Source organism: Streptomyces sp. NPDC060028, assembly GCF_042736725.1.
Classification (GTDB): Bacteria; Actinomycetota; Actinomycetes; order Streptomycetales; family Streptomycetaceae; genus Streptomyces.
Genome location: NZ_JBHWVJ010000090.1, coordinates 15,353 through 29,691 on the forward strand (window position 1 = coordinate 15,353; position 14,339 = coordinate 29,691).

The following is a 14,339-nucleotide window of genomic DNA, read 5'->3' on the forward strand; positions in this document are numbered from 1 at the left end:
GTCACAGCACTAGAGGAGCGTGCCCGGCAGCACCGTGCCCGGTTCGGCCGGGGCGATGTCGACCGCCTCGGTCTTGGGGTTGCGCCTCTGGCGCCGGGCCACCCAGGTGGCGAACCAGGAGAGCAGCATGCACATCCCGATGTAGATGGGGGAGATGATCATGACGACGGGGATGAAGGGCAGGTCGTAGTCGAGGTTCGAGGCGATCAGCTTGCCCGCGTGCAGGAACTCCTCGTAGGTGATCAGGAAGCCCAGCGAGGTGTCCTTCAGCGCCACCACCAGCTGGCTGATGATGGTGGGCAGCATCGCCCGGACCCCCTGCGGGGCGAGGACGTAGGTCATCACCTGGGCCTTGCGCATGCCCAGGGCGTACGCGGCTTCGCGCTGGCCCTTCTCGACCGAGTTGATGCCCGTACGGAAGACCTCCGCCAGCACCGAGCCGTTGTACAGGGTCAGGCCGGCCACCAGCGCGGGCAGCGGCTGCACCTTCAGCGCGACGAAGATGAAGAAGATCATCACCAGTACCGGCATGGCCCGGAAGAACTCCACGCACAGCGTCGCCAGCCAGCGCACCGGCCGGTGGATCGACAGCCGGCCCGTGGCGAGCACCGCGCCGAGCAGGAGCGAGAGCACCGAGGCGTACGCGAAGGCCTTGAGGGTGTTCCGCAAGCCCCTCAGCAGCAGCTCCTGGATGCCCTCGTACGCGAAGGGGCCCCACTTGGCGGCGGTGAACTGGTCGGTGTCGAAGAGCAGGTAGAGGAGCCAGCCGAGCAGTGCGAGGATCACCACGGTCGAGGCGATCCCGTACAGGAAGTGGCGCCGCCTGGCCCGGGGCCCGGGCAGGTCGTAGAGGGCGGTGGACTCGACGGCCCCCTGGAGCGCGTGCGCGGTCATCGGGCGACTCCGTAGCGCTTCTCCAGCACGTTGAAGAGCGCGCTGATGGACAGGGTGATGATCAGGTACCCGACAGCGATCCAGAAGAAGGTCCAGACGATGCTGTAGCCCAGCTCGTTGAGGGTCTTGTACGTGCCCAGCAGCTCGGTGACGCTGAAGGCGCCGGCGATCGCCGAGTTCTTGGCGAGGGCGATCAGGGTGGAGCCGATCGGCGGGATGACCGAGCGGAAGGCCTGCGGGAGCACGACGGCGCCCAGGGTCTGCCCGAAGGACATGCCGAGGCTGCGGGCCGCCTCGCCCTGGCCCTTGGGCACGGTGTTGATGCCCGAGCGCAGCACCTCGCAGATGAAGGCGGAGGTGTAGCAGCCGAGCGCGAGCACGGCGAAGAGCTGGAAGGGCAGCACGATCCCGAAGCGCGGCAGGCCCAGCAGCACCGCGAAGAAGAGCAGGGTCAGCGGGGTGTTGCGGAGCACGGTCACCCACACCGTGCCGAAGACGCGGAAGGAGCCGACGGGCGCCACGCGGAAGGAGGCCATCAGGAAGCCGAGGACCAGGGCGAGGAGCGAGGCGTAGACCGTCAGCTCCACGGTGCCGAGGAAGCCCTTTGCGTAGAGCGAGAAGTTCTCGGTGAGTACGTCCATGGCGGTGCGTTCTCCCCTCAGCCCGCCGGGTAGCGGTCGATGGCGGGCGGTTTCGGGGCCGGCTCGCCGGACAGGCCGAGCGTGGCCTCGTAGGCCTTCTTCCAGTTGCCGTCCTTCTCGTTCCGCTCGAGGGCGTCGTCGAGGGCGAAGCGGAGCGCGTTGTCGGCGCGCGGGACGCCGACGCCGTAGGGCTCCTCGGAGAACGGCTTGCCGACCACCTTCAGCTCTTCCGGGACCTTGGCCGCGTAGCCGAGGAGGATGGAGTCGTCGGTGGAGACGGCGTCGACCTGGTAGGTCAGCAGGTTGTCGACGCAGATCGAGTAGGTGTCGTACGCGACCAGGACGGCCCGGGGGAACTCCTTCTGGAGCCGCTGATAGGGGGTGGAGCCCGCGGCCGAGCAGACCTTCTTGCCTGCGAGGTCCTCGGGGCCCTTGATGTCCTTCTCCCCCTTGCGCACGAGCAGGGACTGGCCGGCCATGAAGTAGGGGCCGGCGAAGCCGACCTGCTTCTTGCGGTTGGCGTTGATCGTGTAGGTGCCGACGTAGAAGTCGATCTGGCCGTTCTGCAGGGCGGTCTCGCGGTTGGCGGAGGCGATGGTCTCGAACTCGATCGTCTTGGGGTCGAAGCCGAGCGAGGCCGACATCATCTTGGCGATCTCGATGTCGAAGCCGGAGTAGCGACCGCTGGCGGGGTCCTTCTGCCCCATGTACGGCTGGTCCTCCTTGGCGCCGACCACGAGGTGGCCGCGGCGCCTGGCCTTCTCCCAGGTGCGCGACTCGGGCAGCTGGAAGCCCGAGTCGATCCGGTACGTCGGCAGGTCCTCGGGCTGCGGACCCTTGACCGGGGGGCTGCCGGACTTGCCGCAGCCGGTGACGGCGCCGAGGAGCGCGAGGACGAGGACACAGGCGGACAGGAGCGGGCTGCGTGTACGGGTCATCGGGCCGGCCCCCTCAGTGCTTGAGGATCTTGGAGAGGAAGTCCCTGGCCCGGTCGCTCTCGGGGGCGGTGAAGAAGGCCTCCGGGGTGCGGTCCTCGACGATCCTTCCGTCGGCCATGAACACGACGCGGTTGGCCGCGGAGCGGGCGAAGCCCATCTCGTGCGTGACCACGACCATGGTCATGCCCTCGGTGGCGAGCTGCTGCATGACCTCCAGCACTTCGTTGATCATCTCCGGGTCGAGCGCGGAGGTGGGCTCGTCGAAGAGCAGCGCCTTGGGGCTCATGGCGAGGGCACGGGCGATGGCCACGCGCTGCTGCTGGCCGCCGGAGAGCTGGGCGGGGTACTTGTCGGCCTGGTTGGCGAGGCCGACGCGGTCCAGGAGCTCGCGGGAGCGCTTGTCGGCCTCGTCCTTCTTGCGCTTCCTGACCTTGGTCTGCGCCAGGGAGATGTTGGCGAGGACGGTCTTGTGGGCGAAGAGGTTGAAGGACTGGAAGACCATGCCGACCTCGGCGCGCAGTTCGGCCAGCTCCTTGCCCTCGTCGGGCAGCGGGCGTCCGTCGAGGAGGATGGTGCCCGATTCGATGGTCTCCAGCCGGTTGATGGCCCGGCACAGGGTCGATTTTCCGGAGCCGGAGGGGCCGATGACCACCACCACCTCCCCGCGGCCGACGGTGAGGTTGATGTCTTGGAGGACGTGCAGATCTCCGTAGTGCTTGTTGACGTCCCGCAGCTCGATCAACGGATCGACGGCCATACGCTGCCCTGCCCACTTGTCGGTGTGTCGAGGTCAGCGCAAACTATCCAGCCAGGAAGGGCACTTCGCCTCGACACGCCCTAAAAGCCGCATAAAGCCCACGGCGTGGTGAGATCGGCCGGATCAGCCCTCCGAGGCCTCGGCGTACGCCTGGCTCAGCTCCGGCGATCCCGTCATGGCCCACGACACTCCCGACTCGACGACGTTCAGCTCCCGCCCCGATGCCAGTCGGATGATCGGCTGACCGTTGGGCCACACCTGCCAGGCGGTTCCCGGGATGGTCCGGATGATCACGGTCCCGAGGTAGAAACCCGCGTCGTTGCCGAGCCACGGCACCACCTCGGGGTCCCGCCGCCAGCGTGGCATCAGCTGGTCGAGCGCCTCCAACGAGGCCGGGCTCCCGTCGAGTTCGAGGCCGGCCCGCCGCGCCTGATCGCGCAGCAGCTCACACTCGGCGAACAGCTCGTTGATGCCCTCGGGATCAACCGCGAGGGCGGCGGCGAGCCCCGCACCCCGTTCCGTTTCGTGTCGGTTCAGCCAGTTGTCCAGGAAAGGGATGTTCATACCGCCCAGACTGGCACCAGGATCCCCCGCTGGCCACAGGGCGCGCCTGGATCGGAGATGGACCCCGGCTCGCACGGACCGGGATGGTGGGTCCATGAGCGATCTGAACGCGACACCGCTTCCGCAGAAGTGCGATCAGCCGCGGTCGAGGTCGAGGTCCACGACGACCGGGGCGTGGTCGGACGCGCCCTTGCCCTTGCGCTCCTCGCGGTCGACGTACGCGTCGGTGACCGCCTTGGCGAACGGCGCGTTGCCGTAGACCAGGTCGATGCGCATGCCCCGGTTCTTCGGGAAGGCGAGCTGACGGTAGTCCCAGTAGGTGTACGGGCGGTCGTACTTGAGCGGGCGCGGTACGACATCGGACAGCCCGGCGGCCCGCAGCGCCTCCAGGGCGGCCCGCTCGGCCGGGGTGACGTGGGTGGCGCCCGCGAAGACCGCCGGGTCGTACACGTCCTCGTCGGTCGGGGCCACGTTGAAGTCGCCGAGCACGGCGAAGGGGCGCGGGCCCGACGCGTCCTCGGCGACGGCCGTGGCGAGGGAGCGGAACCAGTTCAGCTTGTAGCCGTAGTGGTCGTGCTCGACCTCGCGGCCGTTGGGCACGTACACGGACCACAAGCGCACCCCGCCGCAGGTGGCGGAGATGGCGCGGGGCTCTTGGACGCCTTCGTAGTCCGGGCCGTCGGGCAGCCCGAGCGTCACGTCGTCCAGGCCCACCCGGGAGATCAGGGCCACGCCGTTCCAGCGGCCGGTGGCATTGACGGCCGCCGTGTAGCCCAGCTCGCGCAGCTCGGCGTGCGGGAACTGCTCCGCGGAGCACTTGGTCTCCTGGACGCACAGGACATCGGTGCCGGAGCTCTCCAGCCAGGCCAGCAGGCGCGGCAGCCGGGCGGTGATCGAGTTGACGTTGAAGGTGGCGATACGCATGCGTCCCAACCTACCGCCCGGCACCGACAGTCACAGGTCGGTGGCGTCCCCGGCGGTGAGTCGGCTGTGCTCGGCGCCGGAGAGGGCGCCCAGGGAGGCGTCGTAGATGGGCCGGGCGAGGTCCGAGAGGTAGGCGTCGTGGATGTCGATGGCCCGGCGCGGCTTGACCTCACGGACGTAGTCGATCACCTCGGAGACCTTGTTCCAGGGGGCGTGCACCGGGATCATCAGCGTGTCCACCGGGGCCGCCGGCACGGTCAGCGCGTCCCCGGGGTGGAAGAGCGAACCGTCCACGAGGTAGCCGACATTGGTGACCCGCGGGATGTCCGGGTGGACCACCGCGTGCAGTTCGCCGTGCACCTGGACCTCGAATCCGGCGGCGGTGAAGGCATCGCCGTGGCCCACGGTGTGCACCCGGCCCGGATAGGCGGGGGCGAGCCGGTCGGCGACGCTGCGCAGCGTCCACAGCGCGGCGGCGGGGTTCGCGTCGAGGGCGGCCCGCAGCCGGCCCTCGTCGAAATGGTCGGGGTGTTCGTGCGTGACCAGCAGGACGTCCGCCCCCAGGCCCGCGTCGGATTCGCTGAAAACGCCCGGGTCGATGACGAGCACGCGCCCGTCCTTCTCCAGCTGGACACAGGAGTGCAACCGCTTCGTGAGCTTCATGATCCCAGGCTAAGGGCTGTCCCGTAATCCCCGGTGGGTCAGCGCACGGCGTCAGATGCGGTGCATCGCAAGGCGGAGGGGCGCCCCCATACTGGGCGTATTCGGGCGTTCCGACAACGCGGCGAGGTGCCGTAGCTGGCGTCGTGCGCCCGCCGGGGATTACGGGACGGCCCTTAGTGCTGTGGCCGGAAAGGTTTGCCGGGGCGGGGCAATACCGGCCGCCGCTTACGGAATGGCCGTGGAGACCACGTAGACCTTGGGGTTGTCCGGGTCCGTGAGGTCGACCGTGACGTCCCGCGTGGGCCGGGGGTTCGCCGGGTCCAGGGTGGTCCCGTACCAGGAGTTCTTCGGGCTCCAGCTCCAGCCCGCCACCGCCGCGTCGTGCGGGGAGATCGAGACCCCGCGGGTCAGCTCGGCCCGGCTGGAGCCGAGGTCCTTCAGGAAGGTGTCCAGCTGGGCCGGGGTGGCGGCGAACTGCACGAACAGCCGGCTGGTGTGCCAGTTGTTGGTCTCCAGGTACCCGACCCGCCAGGCCTGCGGCGGAATGGGGACCTCGTAGATGCTGCGCTGCACCTTCGACGGCCAGGCCGTGCGCACCTTGACGGCGCCGACCTTGGCCGCCTTGTCGCGGCCGCTCTGGCGGCTCTGCTGCGCGGAGACGGCCAGGTAGCCGGCCGGGACGCCGACCAGCAGCAGGATGATGATCGCGGTGACCCAGCGGCGCCGGACGACGTGCTTGCGGTCCTCGGCGGGCGGCGTCGGGGCGCCGCCGTCGGGTGCGGAGGCCTGCCGGGGCAGGGTGGGCGGGGGCGGGTTCACTGCTGTTCCTGGTCCTCGGGGGTGCCGGGGGTGATGTCGCGCCGGCCCAGTTGCGCGTAGCGCTCGTACCGCTCGACGCGCCGGCGCGTGGCGCGGCGGAAGCGGCGGGCGACGAGCCGGGCGAGGTCGGCGGCCCCGACCATGCCGGCCTCGGGGCCGAGCTGGGCCTTGGCGATGCGTGCCTCGGGGCGGTAGCCGCGGCCGGTGAGGTGGCGCCGGAAGGCGTCCCGGGCGGGGCCGATCAGCAGGTCGTCGGCGGCGCTGACGCCGCCGCCGATGACGAAGCACGACGGGTCGAGGGCGGCGGCGAGATTGGCGATGCCGACGCCGAGCCACTGGCCGATGTCCTGGAGGAGCTCGACGCACATGGCGTCGCCCTCGCGGGCCAGCTCGGTGATGAGCGGCCCGGTGATCTCGTGGACGTTGCCGCCGACCCTGGCGATGATGTTGTACGCCACCGGGGAGTCGGCGGCGGCCAGTTCGCGGGCCTCGCGGACCAGGGCGTTGCCGGAGCTGTACTGCTCCCAGCAGCCGCGGTTGCCGCAGGGGCAGCGGTGGCCGCCGGGGACGACCTGCATGTGGCCGAACTCGCCGGCCACCCCGTAGCGGCCGCGCTTGACCTGGCCGCCTTCGAGGATGGCCCCGCCGATGCCGGTGCCGAGCGTGATCATGACGAGGTGGTCCTCGCCGCGGCCGGCACCGAAGCGCCATTCGGCCCAGGCCGCGGTGTTGGCATCGTTGTCCACCATGACGGGGACCGCGAGCCGGGACTGGAGGGCGTCGCGCAGCGGCTCGTCGCGCCAGGCCAGGTGCGGGGCGAACAGGACGCGGGAGCGGTCGGCGTCGACCCAGCCGGCCGCGCCGATGCCCACCGCGTGGACGTCGTGCCGGTCGGAGAGGTCGAGGACCAGCTCGACGATGGTGTCCTCGACGACTTTGGGGCTCTTGGACTTGTCCGGGGTCTCGGCCCGGATCTTCTCCAGGATGATGCCGTCGGCGTCGACGACGCCGGCCATCACCTTGGTGCCGCCGATGTCGATGCCGACGGTCGGGACGCGCGGGGCGGTCAGGTGCGACCGGCGCTCACGGGTTCCGATGGTCCGCAGGACGGTGCCTCGCGCCGACCCCCGGTGGGCGAGCGTGAAGTCCCGGTACGTGCTCATCGAGTCGTGTCGTCCCTCATGGTTCGGTGGTGCCGGAAACGGCCTCAGGCCCTGATTCTGCCACTCGCTCCAGTTCGTGGCTCAGTTCGTCGAGCTCGGATCCACCCGCCATCTGCCGGGTGAGTTCGTCCAGGGTGATCGAGTCGCGGGTGTGGCTGCCCGCCATGGTGCCGCGCTTGAGGAGGACGAAGCGGTCCCCGACCAGGTGGGCGTGGTGCGGGTTGTGCGTGATCAGGACCACGCCGAGGCCCGCGTCGCGGGCGGCTGCGACGTACTTGAGGACCACGCCGGACTGCTTGACGCCGAGGGCGGCCGTCGGCTCGTCCAGGACGAGGACCTTCGCGCCGAAGTAGACGGCGCGGGCGATGGCCACGCACTGCCGTTCGCCGCCGGACAGGGTGCCGATGGGCTGGTCCACGTCGCGCAGGTCGATGCCCATGCGCAGGAGCTCGGCGCGGGTGGTCTCGCGCATGAACTCCACGTCGAGGCGGCGCAGGGGGCCGCGGCCCTTGGTGGGCTCGGAGCCGAGGAAGAAGTTCCGCCAGACGGGCATGAGCGGGACGACGGCGAGGTCCTGGTAGACGGTGGCGATGCCGTGGTCGAGGGCGGCGCGCGGGTTGGCGAGCACCGTCTCCTCCCCCTCGATCTCGAAGGAGCCGGCGTCGTGCCGGTGCAGCCCCGCGATGATCTTGATGAGGGTGGACTTGCCGGCGCCGTTGTCGCCCAGGACGCAGGTGATCTCGCCCGCCGAGACCTCCAGGGAGACGCCTTGGAGGGCGCGGATGTTGCCGTAGTACTTGCTGACGTCCGTCAGTTTCACCAGCGCGGTCACGTTGGTCGCGGTCACAGCTTTCGGGGTCACAGCCTTCGGTGTCACTTCGCCTCCGCCCGCTTGCGGACCCATGCGTTGAGCAGCGTGGCCAGCAGGAGCATCGCGCCGAGGAAGAACTTGAACCAGTCCGGGTTCCACTGGGCGTACACGATGCCGTTGCTGGTCATGCCGAAGATGAAGGCGCCGACGGCCGAGCCGATCGCCGAGCCGTAGCCGCCGGTCATCAGGCAGCCGCCGATGACGGCCGCGATGATGTACAGGAACTCGTTGCCGACGCCCTCTCCGGACTGGACCACGTCGAACGAGAAGAGGATGTGCTGGCCGGAGATCCAGGCGCACAGGGCGACGCCCATGTACAGGCCGATACGGGTCTTCACGACGGGGACGCCGGTCGCGCGGGCCGCGTCCGCCCCGCCGCCCACCGCGAAGATCCAGTTCCCGGCGCGGGTGCGCAGCAGGATCCAGGTGGCCACGGCCACCAGGGCCAGCCACCACAGGACGGTGACCTTGAGGGTGACCGAACCGATGGTCCACTGCGAGGCGAAGAGCGCGCGGGCGGAGGAGAAGCCCTCCATGTCGGCGATGGTCTTGGTGGAGACCGAGCCGCTGATCAGCTTGGTGAAGCCGAGGTTCAGGCCGGTCAGCATCAGGAAGGTGCCGAGCGTGATGATGAAGCTCGGCAGCTTGGTACGGGTCAGCATGAACCCGTTGAAGAAGCCGATGGCCAGCGTGACCAGCAGGGACACCAGGACGCCGACCCAGACGTTGGCGGTCATCTGGTAGCTGAACATCGAGCTGAACAGCGCCGAGGTGGTGACCATGACGCCGGCGGACAGGTCGAACTCGCCGCCGATCATCAGCAGGGCCACCGGGACCGCCATGATCCCGATGGTGGAGGCCGAGTACAGGACCGTGCTCAGGCTGGAGGCCCGCAGGAAGCTGTCGGCGGCGAAGCAGAAGAAGACGAAGACGGCGGCGGCCCCGACGACCGCGCCCAGCTCGGGGCGGCCCAGCAGGCGGCGCGCCAGCGAGGTGGGGGCGAGCCGTTCGTCGACGGCGGAGGCGGTGGTCATCGGCTGCCCCGCTTGATGTACTCCTCCAGCTTGGCGGACTCGGCGGCGGTGACGATCTGCGGTCCGGTGAGCACCGGGCGGCCGCCGCCGAGCACGTCCGCGTTGTACCGGTAGAGCCAGAGCAGGTCGATCGCCTCGTAGCCCTGGAGGTAGGGCTGCTGGTCGACGGCGAAGCCGAGGGCGCCGGACTTCAGGTCGCGGGCGACCGACGCGTTGAGGTCGAAGGTGTCGACCTCGGCCTTGCTGCCCGCGGCGTCCTTCGCCTTGACGGCGGTGGGCGCGAAGGGCGCGCCGAGGGTGAGGATCGCGTCGATGGTCGGGTCGGCCTGGAGCTTGGCCTGGAGGGCGGCCTGGACGGAGGGCATGTTGGTGCCCTCGACGTACAGGTTCTCCATGGCTCCGCCGAAGGCCTTCTTCGCCCCGGCGCAGCGCTGCTCGTGGCCGACGTTGCCCTGCTCGTGCAGGACGCACACGGCGCGCTTCCTGCCGCGCTTGGTCAGCTCGGCGCCGACCGCCTCGCCCGCGACCTCCTCGTCCTGGCCGATGTGGGTCAGGGCCCCGTATTCGGCGGACCGGGCCGATCCGGAGTTGACCGTGACCACCGGGATGCCGGCCTTGACGGCCTTGGCGAGGACGTCCTTGAGGGCCTCGGGCTTGGCGAGGCTGACGATCAGCCCGTCGACCTTCTGGTCGATGGCGTTCTGTACGAACTGCGCCTGCTGCTGCGCCTGGTCGTCGTGGGCGTAGACGAAGTTGATGTTGTCCTTCGCCGCGGCTTCCTTGGCGCCCTTCTGCACGATGTCCCAGAAGGTGTCGCCATCGCCCGCGTGGGTGACCATCGCGAAGGTCCAGCGCGGCGTGGAGACCGCGGGACGGCCCGCCTCGGCCGCCTTCGCCCGCTCCTCGGCCCGCTTGCCGCCCGTACTGCTGCAGCCCACGAGGGAGGCTCCCAGTACCGCCGCGAGCACGGCGCCCACGACGCGTACCCCTGTCCGAACCCTAGCCACGTCTGCCGCGCCTTCCCTTGTCCTGCCACACTTGCCGGTCTTGAGAAATCCGGTCTTGAGAAATCGGTGCATTCCGTTTCCAGCCGCCCAGTATCCGTCACAGTGGACCATGCAAGGCCATCGGGGCCATCGCGAACCATCGTGGCCTTCGGGGGACAGAGCCGGGCAGATTGACAGCTCCCCCCGACGGGGTCACGTTGAGTGCATGCGCATCGGGCTCATCGGGACCGGCCGGATCGGGTCCTTCCACGCGGCGGCGCTGGCACGCCAGCCGCAGGCGGGCTCGCTCCTGCTCGCCGACGCCGATCCCGCGCGGGCGGCGCGCCTCGCCGACCGGCTCGGGGCCACCGCCGCGCCCACGGTCGAGCAGGTCTTCACCTGGGGCGTCGACGCGGTGGTGGTGGCCTGCGCCACCGACGGGCACCCGGATCTGGTCGTACGGGCGGTACGCGGCGGGCTGCCGGTGTTCTGCGAGAAGCCGTTGGCCCCGGACCTGGCCCGCACCCTGTCGGTGCTGCGCGAGGTGGAGGCGGCGGGCGGGGTGCTCCAGATGGGGTTCATGCGGCGCTTCGACGCCGGCTACCGCACGGCGCGGGATCTGGTCCGCTCGGGAGCGCTGGGGCGGCTGCACACCGTACGGACGATGACCGCGGATCCGGCGCCGCCGAGCGCCGAGTACCTGGCGACCTCGGGCGGGCTGTACCGGGACTGCCTGGTGCACGATTTCGACACGGTCCGCTGGGTGACCGGCCACGAGGTGGTGGAGGTGTACGCCGCCGGGTCGGACGCGGGGCCGGTCCGCTTCCGCGAGACGGGCGACATCGACACCGCCGCGGCCGTGCTCTCCCTGGACGACGGCACGCTCGTCACGGCCACGGGGACGCGGTGCAACGGCGCCGGCTACGACGTGCGGATGGAGCTGGCCGGGGAGCTGGACCAGGTTTCGGCCGGGCTGGACGACCGTACGCCGATCGCGTCGACCGAACCCCACGGTCCGCCCCCGGCGAGCAAGCCGTGGACGGGGTTCCTGGAGCGCTTCGGCCCGGCGTACGAGGCGGAGCTGACGGCTTTCGTCAGGCTGGTGCGGGGTGAGGGCCCCAACCCGTGCGACGGCCGGGAGGCGCTCGCCGCGCTCCGCGTCGCGGAGGCGTGCGAGCTGTCGCGGCGGGAGCGGCGCCGGGTGCGCCTGGAGGAGCTGCCGGATCTGCGGGTTCCGGGGCTCCCCGACCGGTAAGTGCGCGGGCATGGGGGCCACAGTAGGGCCGTGGATCACCGGGTGCGGGCGGTTTTCGACAATCTGTTCAGTCCGCGGCCCCGCCCGCGCTTCAGCCCGCCGCGCGCCGGCCCCAGGCGGTGCCGGCGAGCACCAGGACGACTCCGGCGAGGCCGGCCGGACCGAGGTGCTCCCCGCCGATCGCGATGCCGGCGGCGGCCGCCCACAGGGGTTCGGTGCCCAGCAGCAGGCTGACCCGGGAGGGGGAGGTGGCGCGTACGGCCCACATCTGCACGAAGAAGGCGAAGAGGGTGCAGAAGACGGAGAGGAACGCGAGCCCGGCCCACTCGGCGGCCCCGAAGTCCGCGGCCGCCTCCCACGGGGTGGCGCCCGTGCCCGGCAGGGTGGCGAGCACGGCGAAGACCAGCACGGCGGCGCCGAGCTGGACGGTGGTCAGGGAGAGCGAGTCGGCGTCCTGGACGGCCTTGATGCGGGCCATCAGCAGGACGTGCAGGGTCCGGGCGAGGGCGGCGCCGAGGATGAGCAGGTCACCGAGGCCGGGAGCGGCGAATCCCGCGCCCTGGGTGAGCAGCACGACTCCGGCGACGGAGACGGCGGCCGCGCCGAGGAAGGCGGGCGAGGGGGCGGTGCGGCGTACGGCGGCCTCGGCGAGCGGGGTGAAGATCATGGTCAGGCTGATGATCAGCCCGGCGTTGGTGGCCGAGGTGTGGACGACCCCGTAGGTCTCCAGCAGGAAGATCCCGCCGAGTACGAGCCCCAGCACGCCCGCGCCGCGCAGCTGGGCGGGGGCGAGCGCGCGCAGCCGCCGGCGGCCCGCGACCACCAGGACGGGCAGCACCAGGGCGAAGCGCAGGACCAGCACGGCCACCACGGTGTGGGCGGTGGTGATGCCCTTGGCCGCGAGGTAGCTGCCGCCCCACACGACGGCCACGGCCAGGACGGGCAGATCGGCGAACAGGCCCCTGCGGGGGGCGAGCGCGGGGGCCTGGCTTGCGAGGGCGGGCGATGTCACCGGGGGGTCCTCCAGCGGCGGGAAGCGGGTGGAGGCGTCGGCGGCTCGCACGGGTGCGGCCACGCTACCGGAGCATGATCACACCGGTCGAGGGATTTCCCGGCGGGCGCGAGGGCCGGCCCCGCCGGGTCAGCCGGGTCAGCCGGGTCAGCCGGGTCAGCCGGGTCAGCCGATGGTGCCGAAGACGGGGCGGCCGGTGGGCCGGTAGGTGTGGACGGCGATTCCGCTCGGGGTGGTGCGGGAGGCGACCAGTTCGCAGGCCGTCGGCAGGCCGCCGGTGGGGAACAGCCGGCGTCCCGTCCCCAGGAACACCGGGTACACCAGCAGGTTCAGCTCGTCGACCAGGTCCCGCGCCAGCAGCCACTGCGCGAGCAGGCCGCTCCCGTGCACCTGGAGCTCGCCGTCCAGCGCGTCCTTGACCCGCATGACCTCGGACTGCAGTTGCTCCCCGTCGAGCACGGTGGTGCCGGCCCACTCGGGCTCCTTCAGCGTGGCCGAAGCCACGTACTTGGGCAGCCCGTTCAGCCGGCTCGCGACGGGGTCGGCAGGGTCGGTGATCTTCGGCCAGTAGCCCGCGAAGATCTCGTACGTCCGGCGGCCGAGCAGGAACGCCCCGGCCCGGCCGAAGAGCTCGGTGACGAACTCCATCATGCCGTCGTCGACGTACGGCACGGCCCAGCCGCCGTAATCGAACCCGCCGCCGGTGTCCTCGTCGGGCCCGCCGGGGCCCTGCATCACGCCGTCGAGGGTCAGGAAGGTGGTGAGGGTCAGTTTTCCCATGGCTCCGCGCTCCTTGCTCGGTCGTCCTTATACGGCTTCAGACTCCCGGACCCCTGCGAACTCATCGGTGCGGCGCGCGAAAACGCCACGTCCGATTCCTGCCAGCGCCCGCCCCCGGACTCGCATTTCATTGAACTCGCAACCATTCAACGAGGAGGAACCCATGAGCGGATCTGTGGCACTGGTGACCGGCGGCAGCCGTGGGATCGGCGCGGCCGGCGCGCTGCGGCTGGCGCGGGACGGGTACGACGTCGCGATCACCTACGTGAACGACGCGCAGGCCGCGGCCGAGGTGGTCGGCAAGGTCGAGGCCCTCGGGCGGCGCGCGCTGGCCGTACGGGCCGACGCGGGCGACGCCGCGCAGGCCGTGGCGGCGGTGGAGGAGACCGTACGCACGCTCGGCCGGCTCGACGTACTGGTCAACAACGCCGGGGTGGGCGTGCTCGGCCCGCTCGACGGGCTCGGCCTCGCGGACGTGGACCGGGTGCTCGCGGTCAACGTACGGGGCACGTTCCTGACCGCGCAGGCGGCGGCCGGGCGGATGGGCCGCGGCGGCCGGATCATCACCATCGGCAGCTGCATGACCCAGCGGGTACCGGGGCCGGGCGGCACGCTGTACGCGATGAGCAAGGCGGCGCTGACCGGGCTGACCAAGGCGCTGGCCCGGGAGCTGGGCGAGCGCGGGATCACGGCCAACATCGTGCACCCCGGCCCGGTGGACACCGACATGAACCCCGCCGACGGGCCGTACGCGGACCCGCAGCGCGCGATGACGGCACTGGGCCGGTACGGCGCGCCGCGGGAGGTGGCCGCCGTGGTGGCGTTCCTCGCCGGGGAGGGAGCCGCGTACGTCACGGGCGCGGAGTTCGCGGTGGACGGCGGGCACGCGGCGTAGGCCGTTTCTTCCGGATCTCGCCTCGCCGGCGAGAAACCCAAGAAAACGCCCGGCCCCGCCCCCCCGGGGGGGGGGCGGGCCCATTCCCACGTCCGGTCAGGCGCGTTCCGCGCCGCCGGCCCTCCCCGGGGCGGCCCGGCCGA

Annotated in this window: 16 protein-coding genes; 2 read left to right on the forward strand and 14 right to left on the reverse strand. The window is 71.1% G+C overall.

The genetic code is table 11. The features are described from left to right. Positions 1–9: 9 nt before the first annotated feature. The 12 genes from ACFWBF_RS31305 to ACFWBF_RS31360 form a co-directional block, all read right to left on the reverse strand. Positions 10–894 carry an amino acid ABC transporter permease gene (locus tag ACFWBF_RS31305; RefSeq protein WP_385607821.1) on the reverse strand — a complete coding sequence of 295 codons (885 nt, stop codon included), beginning with the start codon at positions 892–894 and terminating at the stop codon, positions 10–12. After that, positions 891–1,535, reverse strand: coding sequence for an amino acid ABC transporter permease (locus tag ACFWBF_RS31310; protein WP_385607823.1), 645 nt, complete (start codon positions 1,533–1,535; stop codon positions 891–893). The genes ACFWBF_RS31305 and ACFWBF_RS31310 overlap by 4 nt, the downstream gene beginning before the upstream one ends. Before the next feature lie 17 nt (positions 1,536–1,552). Then, a complete protein-coding gene (locus ACFWBF_RS31315) occupies positions 1,553–2,473 on the reverse strand; it encodes a glutamate ABC transporter substrate-binding protein (RefSeq protein WP_385607824.1) in 921 nt (306 codons plus the stop codon). A 13-nt stretch (positions 2,474–2,486) separates the two neighbouring features. Beyond that, on the reverse strand, positions 2,487–3,230 hold the full coding sequence (locus ACFWBF_RS31320) for an amino acid ABC transporter ATP-binding protein (protein WP_385607826.1): 744 nt from the start codon (positions 3,228–3,230) through the stop codon (positions 2,487–2,489). Positions 3,231–3,353: 123 nt separating this feature from the next. Continuing rightward, a complete protein-coding gene (locus ACFWBF_RS31325) occupies positions 3,354–3,794 on the reverse strand; it encodes a DUF6278 family protein (RefSeq protein ID WP_385607828.1) in 441 nt (146 codons plus the stop codon). 135 nt (positions 3,795–3,929) lie between these two features. Beyond that, complete coding sequence (locus tag ACFWBF_RS31330; protein WP_385607830.1) at positions 3,930–4,718, reverse strand: exodeoxyribonuclease III; 789 nt, start codon at positions 4,716–4,718, stop codon at positions 3,930–3,932. A 30-nt stretch (positions 4,719–4,748) separates the two neighbouring features. Further along, a complete protein-coding gene (locus ACFWBF_RS31335) occupies positions 4,749–5,381 on the reverse strand; it encodes an MBL fold metallo-hydrolase (RefSeq protein ID WP_385607831.1) in 633 nt (210 codons plus the stop codon). 225 nt (positions 5,382–5,606) lie between these two features. Further along, complete coding sequence (locus ACFWBF_RS31340) at positions 5,607–6,200, reverse strand: hypothetical protein (RefSeq protein ID WP_385607833.1); 594 nt, start codon at positions 6,198–6,200, stop codon at positions 5,607–5,609. Then, positions 6,197–7,363: an ROK family glucokinase gene (locus ACFWBF_RS31345; protein ID WP_385607834.1), complete on the reverse strand. Its 1,167-nt coding sequence runs from the start codon at positions 7,361–7,363 to the stop codon at positions 6,197–6,199. The genes ACFWBF_RS31340 and ACFWBF_RS31345 overlap by 4 nt, the downstream gene beginning before the upstream one ends. Before the next feature lie 16 nt (positions 7,364–7,379). Continuing rightward, a complete protein-coding gene (locus tag ACFWBF_RS31350) occupies positions 7,380–8,267 on the reverse strand; it encodes an ATP-binding cassette domain-containing protein (protein ID WP_385607836.1) in 888 nt (295 codons plus the stop codon). Further along, the gene (locus ACFWBF_RS31355; protein WP_385607838.1) at positions 8,237–9,268 is read right to left on the reverse strand and encodes an ABC transporter permease; all 1,032 of its coding nucleotides are present in this window, start codon (positions 9,266–9,268) and stop codon (positions 8,237–8,239) included. Before ACFWBF_RS31355 ends, ACFWBF_RS31350 begins: the two co-directional genes overlap by 31 nt. Further along, entirely contained in the window at positions 9,265–10,245 is a 981-nt protein-coding gene (locus ACFWBF_RS31360; RefSeq protein WP_385607840.1) for a sugar ABC transporter substrate-binding protein, read from the reverse strand. The genes ACFWBF_RS31355 and ACFWBF_RS31360 overlap by 4 nt, the downstream gene beginning before the upstream one ends. A 235-nt stretch (positions 10,246–10,480) precedes the next feature. Here ACFWBF_RS31360 and ACFWBF_RS31365 point away from each other — a divergent pair, with 235 nt between their 5' ends. Next, entirely contained in the window at positions 10,481–11,509 is a 1,029-nt protein-coding gene (locus ACFWBF_RS31365) for a Gfo/Idh/MocA family oxidoreductase (protein ID WP_385607842.1), read from the forward strand. A gap of 91 nt (positions 11,510–11,600) precedes the next feature. On the opposite strand, the gene ACFWBF_RS31370 is transcribed toward ACFWBF_RS31365, so the two are convergent. Beyond that, positions 11,601–12,521, reverse strand: coding sequence for a DMT family transporter (locus ACFWBF_RS31370; protein ID WP_385607846.1), 921 nt, complete (start codon positions 12,519–12,521; stop codon positions 11,601–11,603). 165 nt (positions 12,522–12,686) lie between these two features. Next, on the reverse strand, positions 12,687–13,301 hold the full coding sequence (locus tag ACFWBF_RS31375) for a dihydrofolate reductase family protein (RefSeq protein ID WP_385607844.1): 615 nt from the start codon (positions 13,299–13,301) through the stop codon (positions 12,687–12,689). A 163-nt stretch (positions 13,302–13,464) separates the two neighbouring features. Here ACFWBF_RS31375 and ACFWBF_RS31380 point away from each other — a divergent pair, with 163 nt between their 5' ends. Next, entirely contained in the window at positions 13,465–14,196 is a 732-nt protein-coding gene (locus tag ACFWBF_RS31380; RefSeq protein WP_385607845.1) for an SDR family oxidoreductase, read from the forward strand. Positions 14,197–14,339 lie beyond the last annotated feature (143 nt).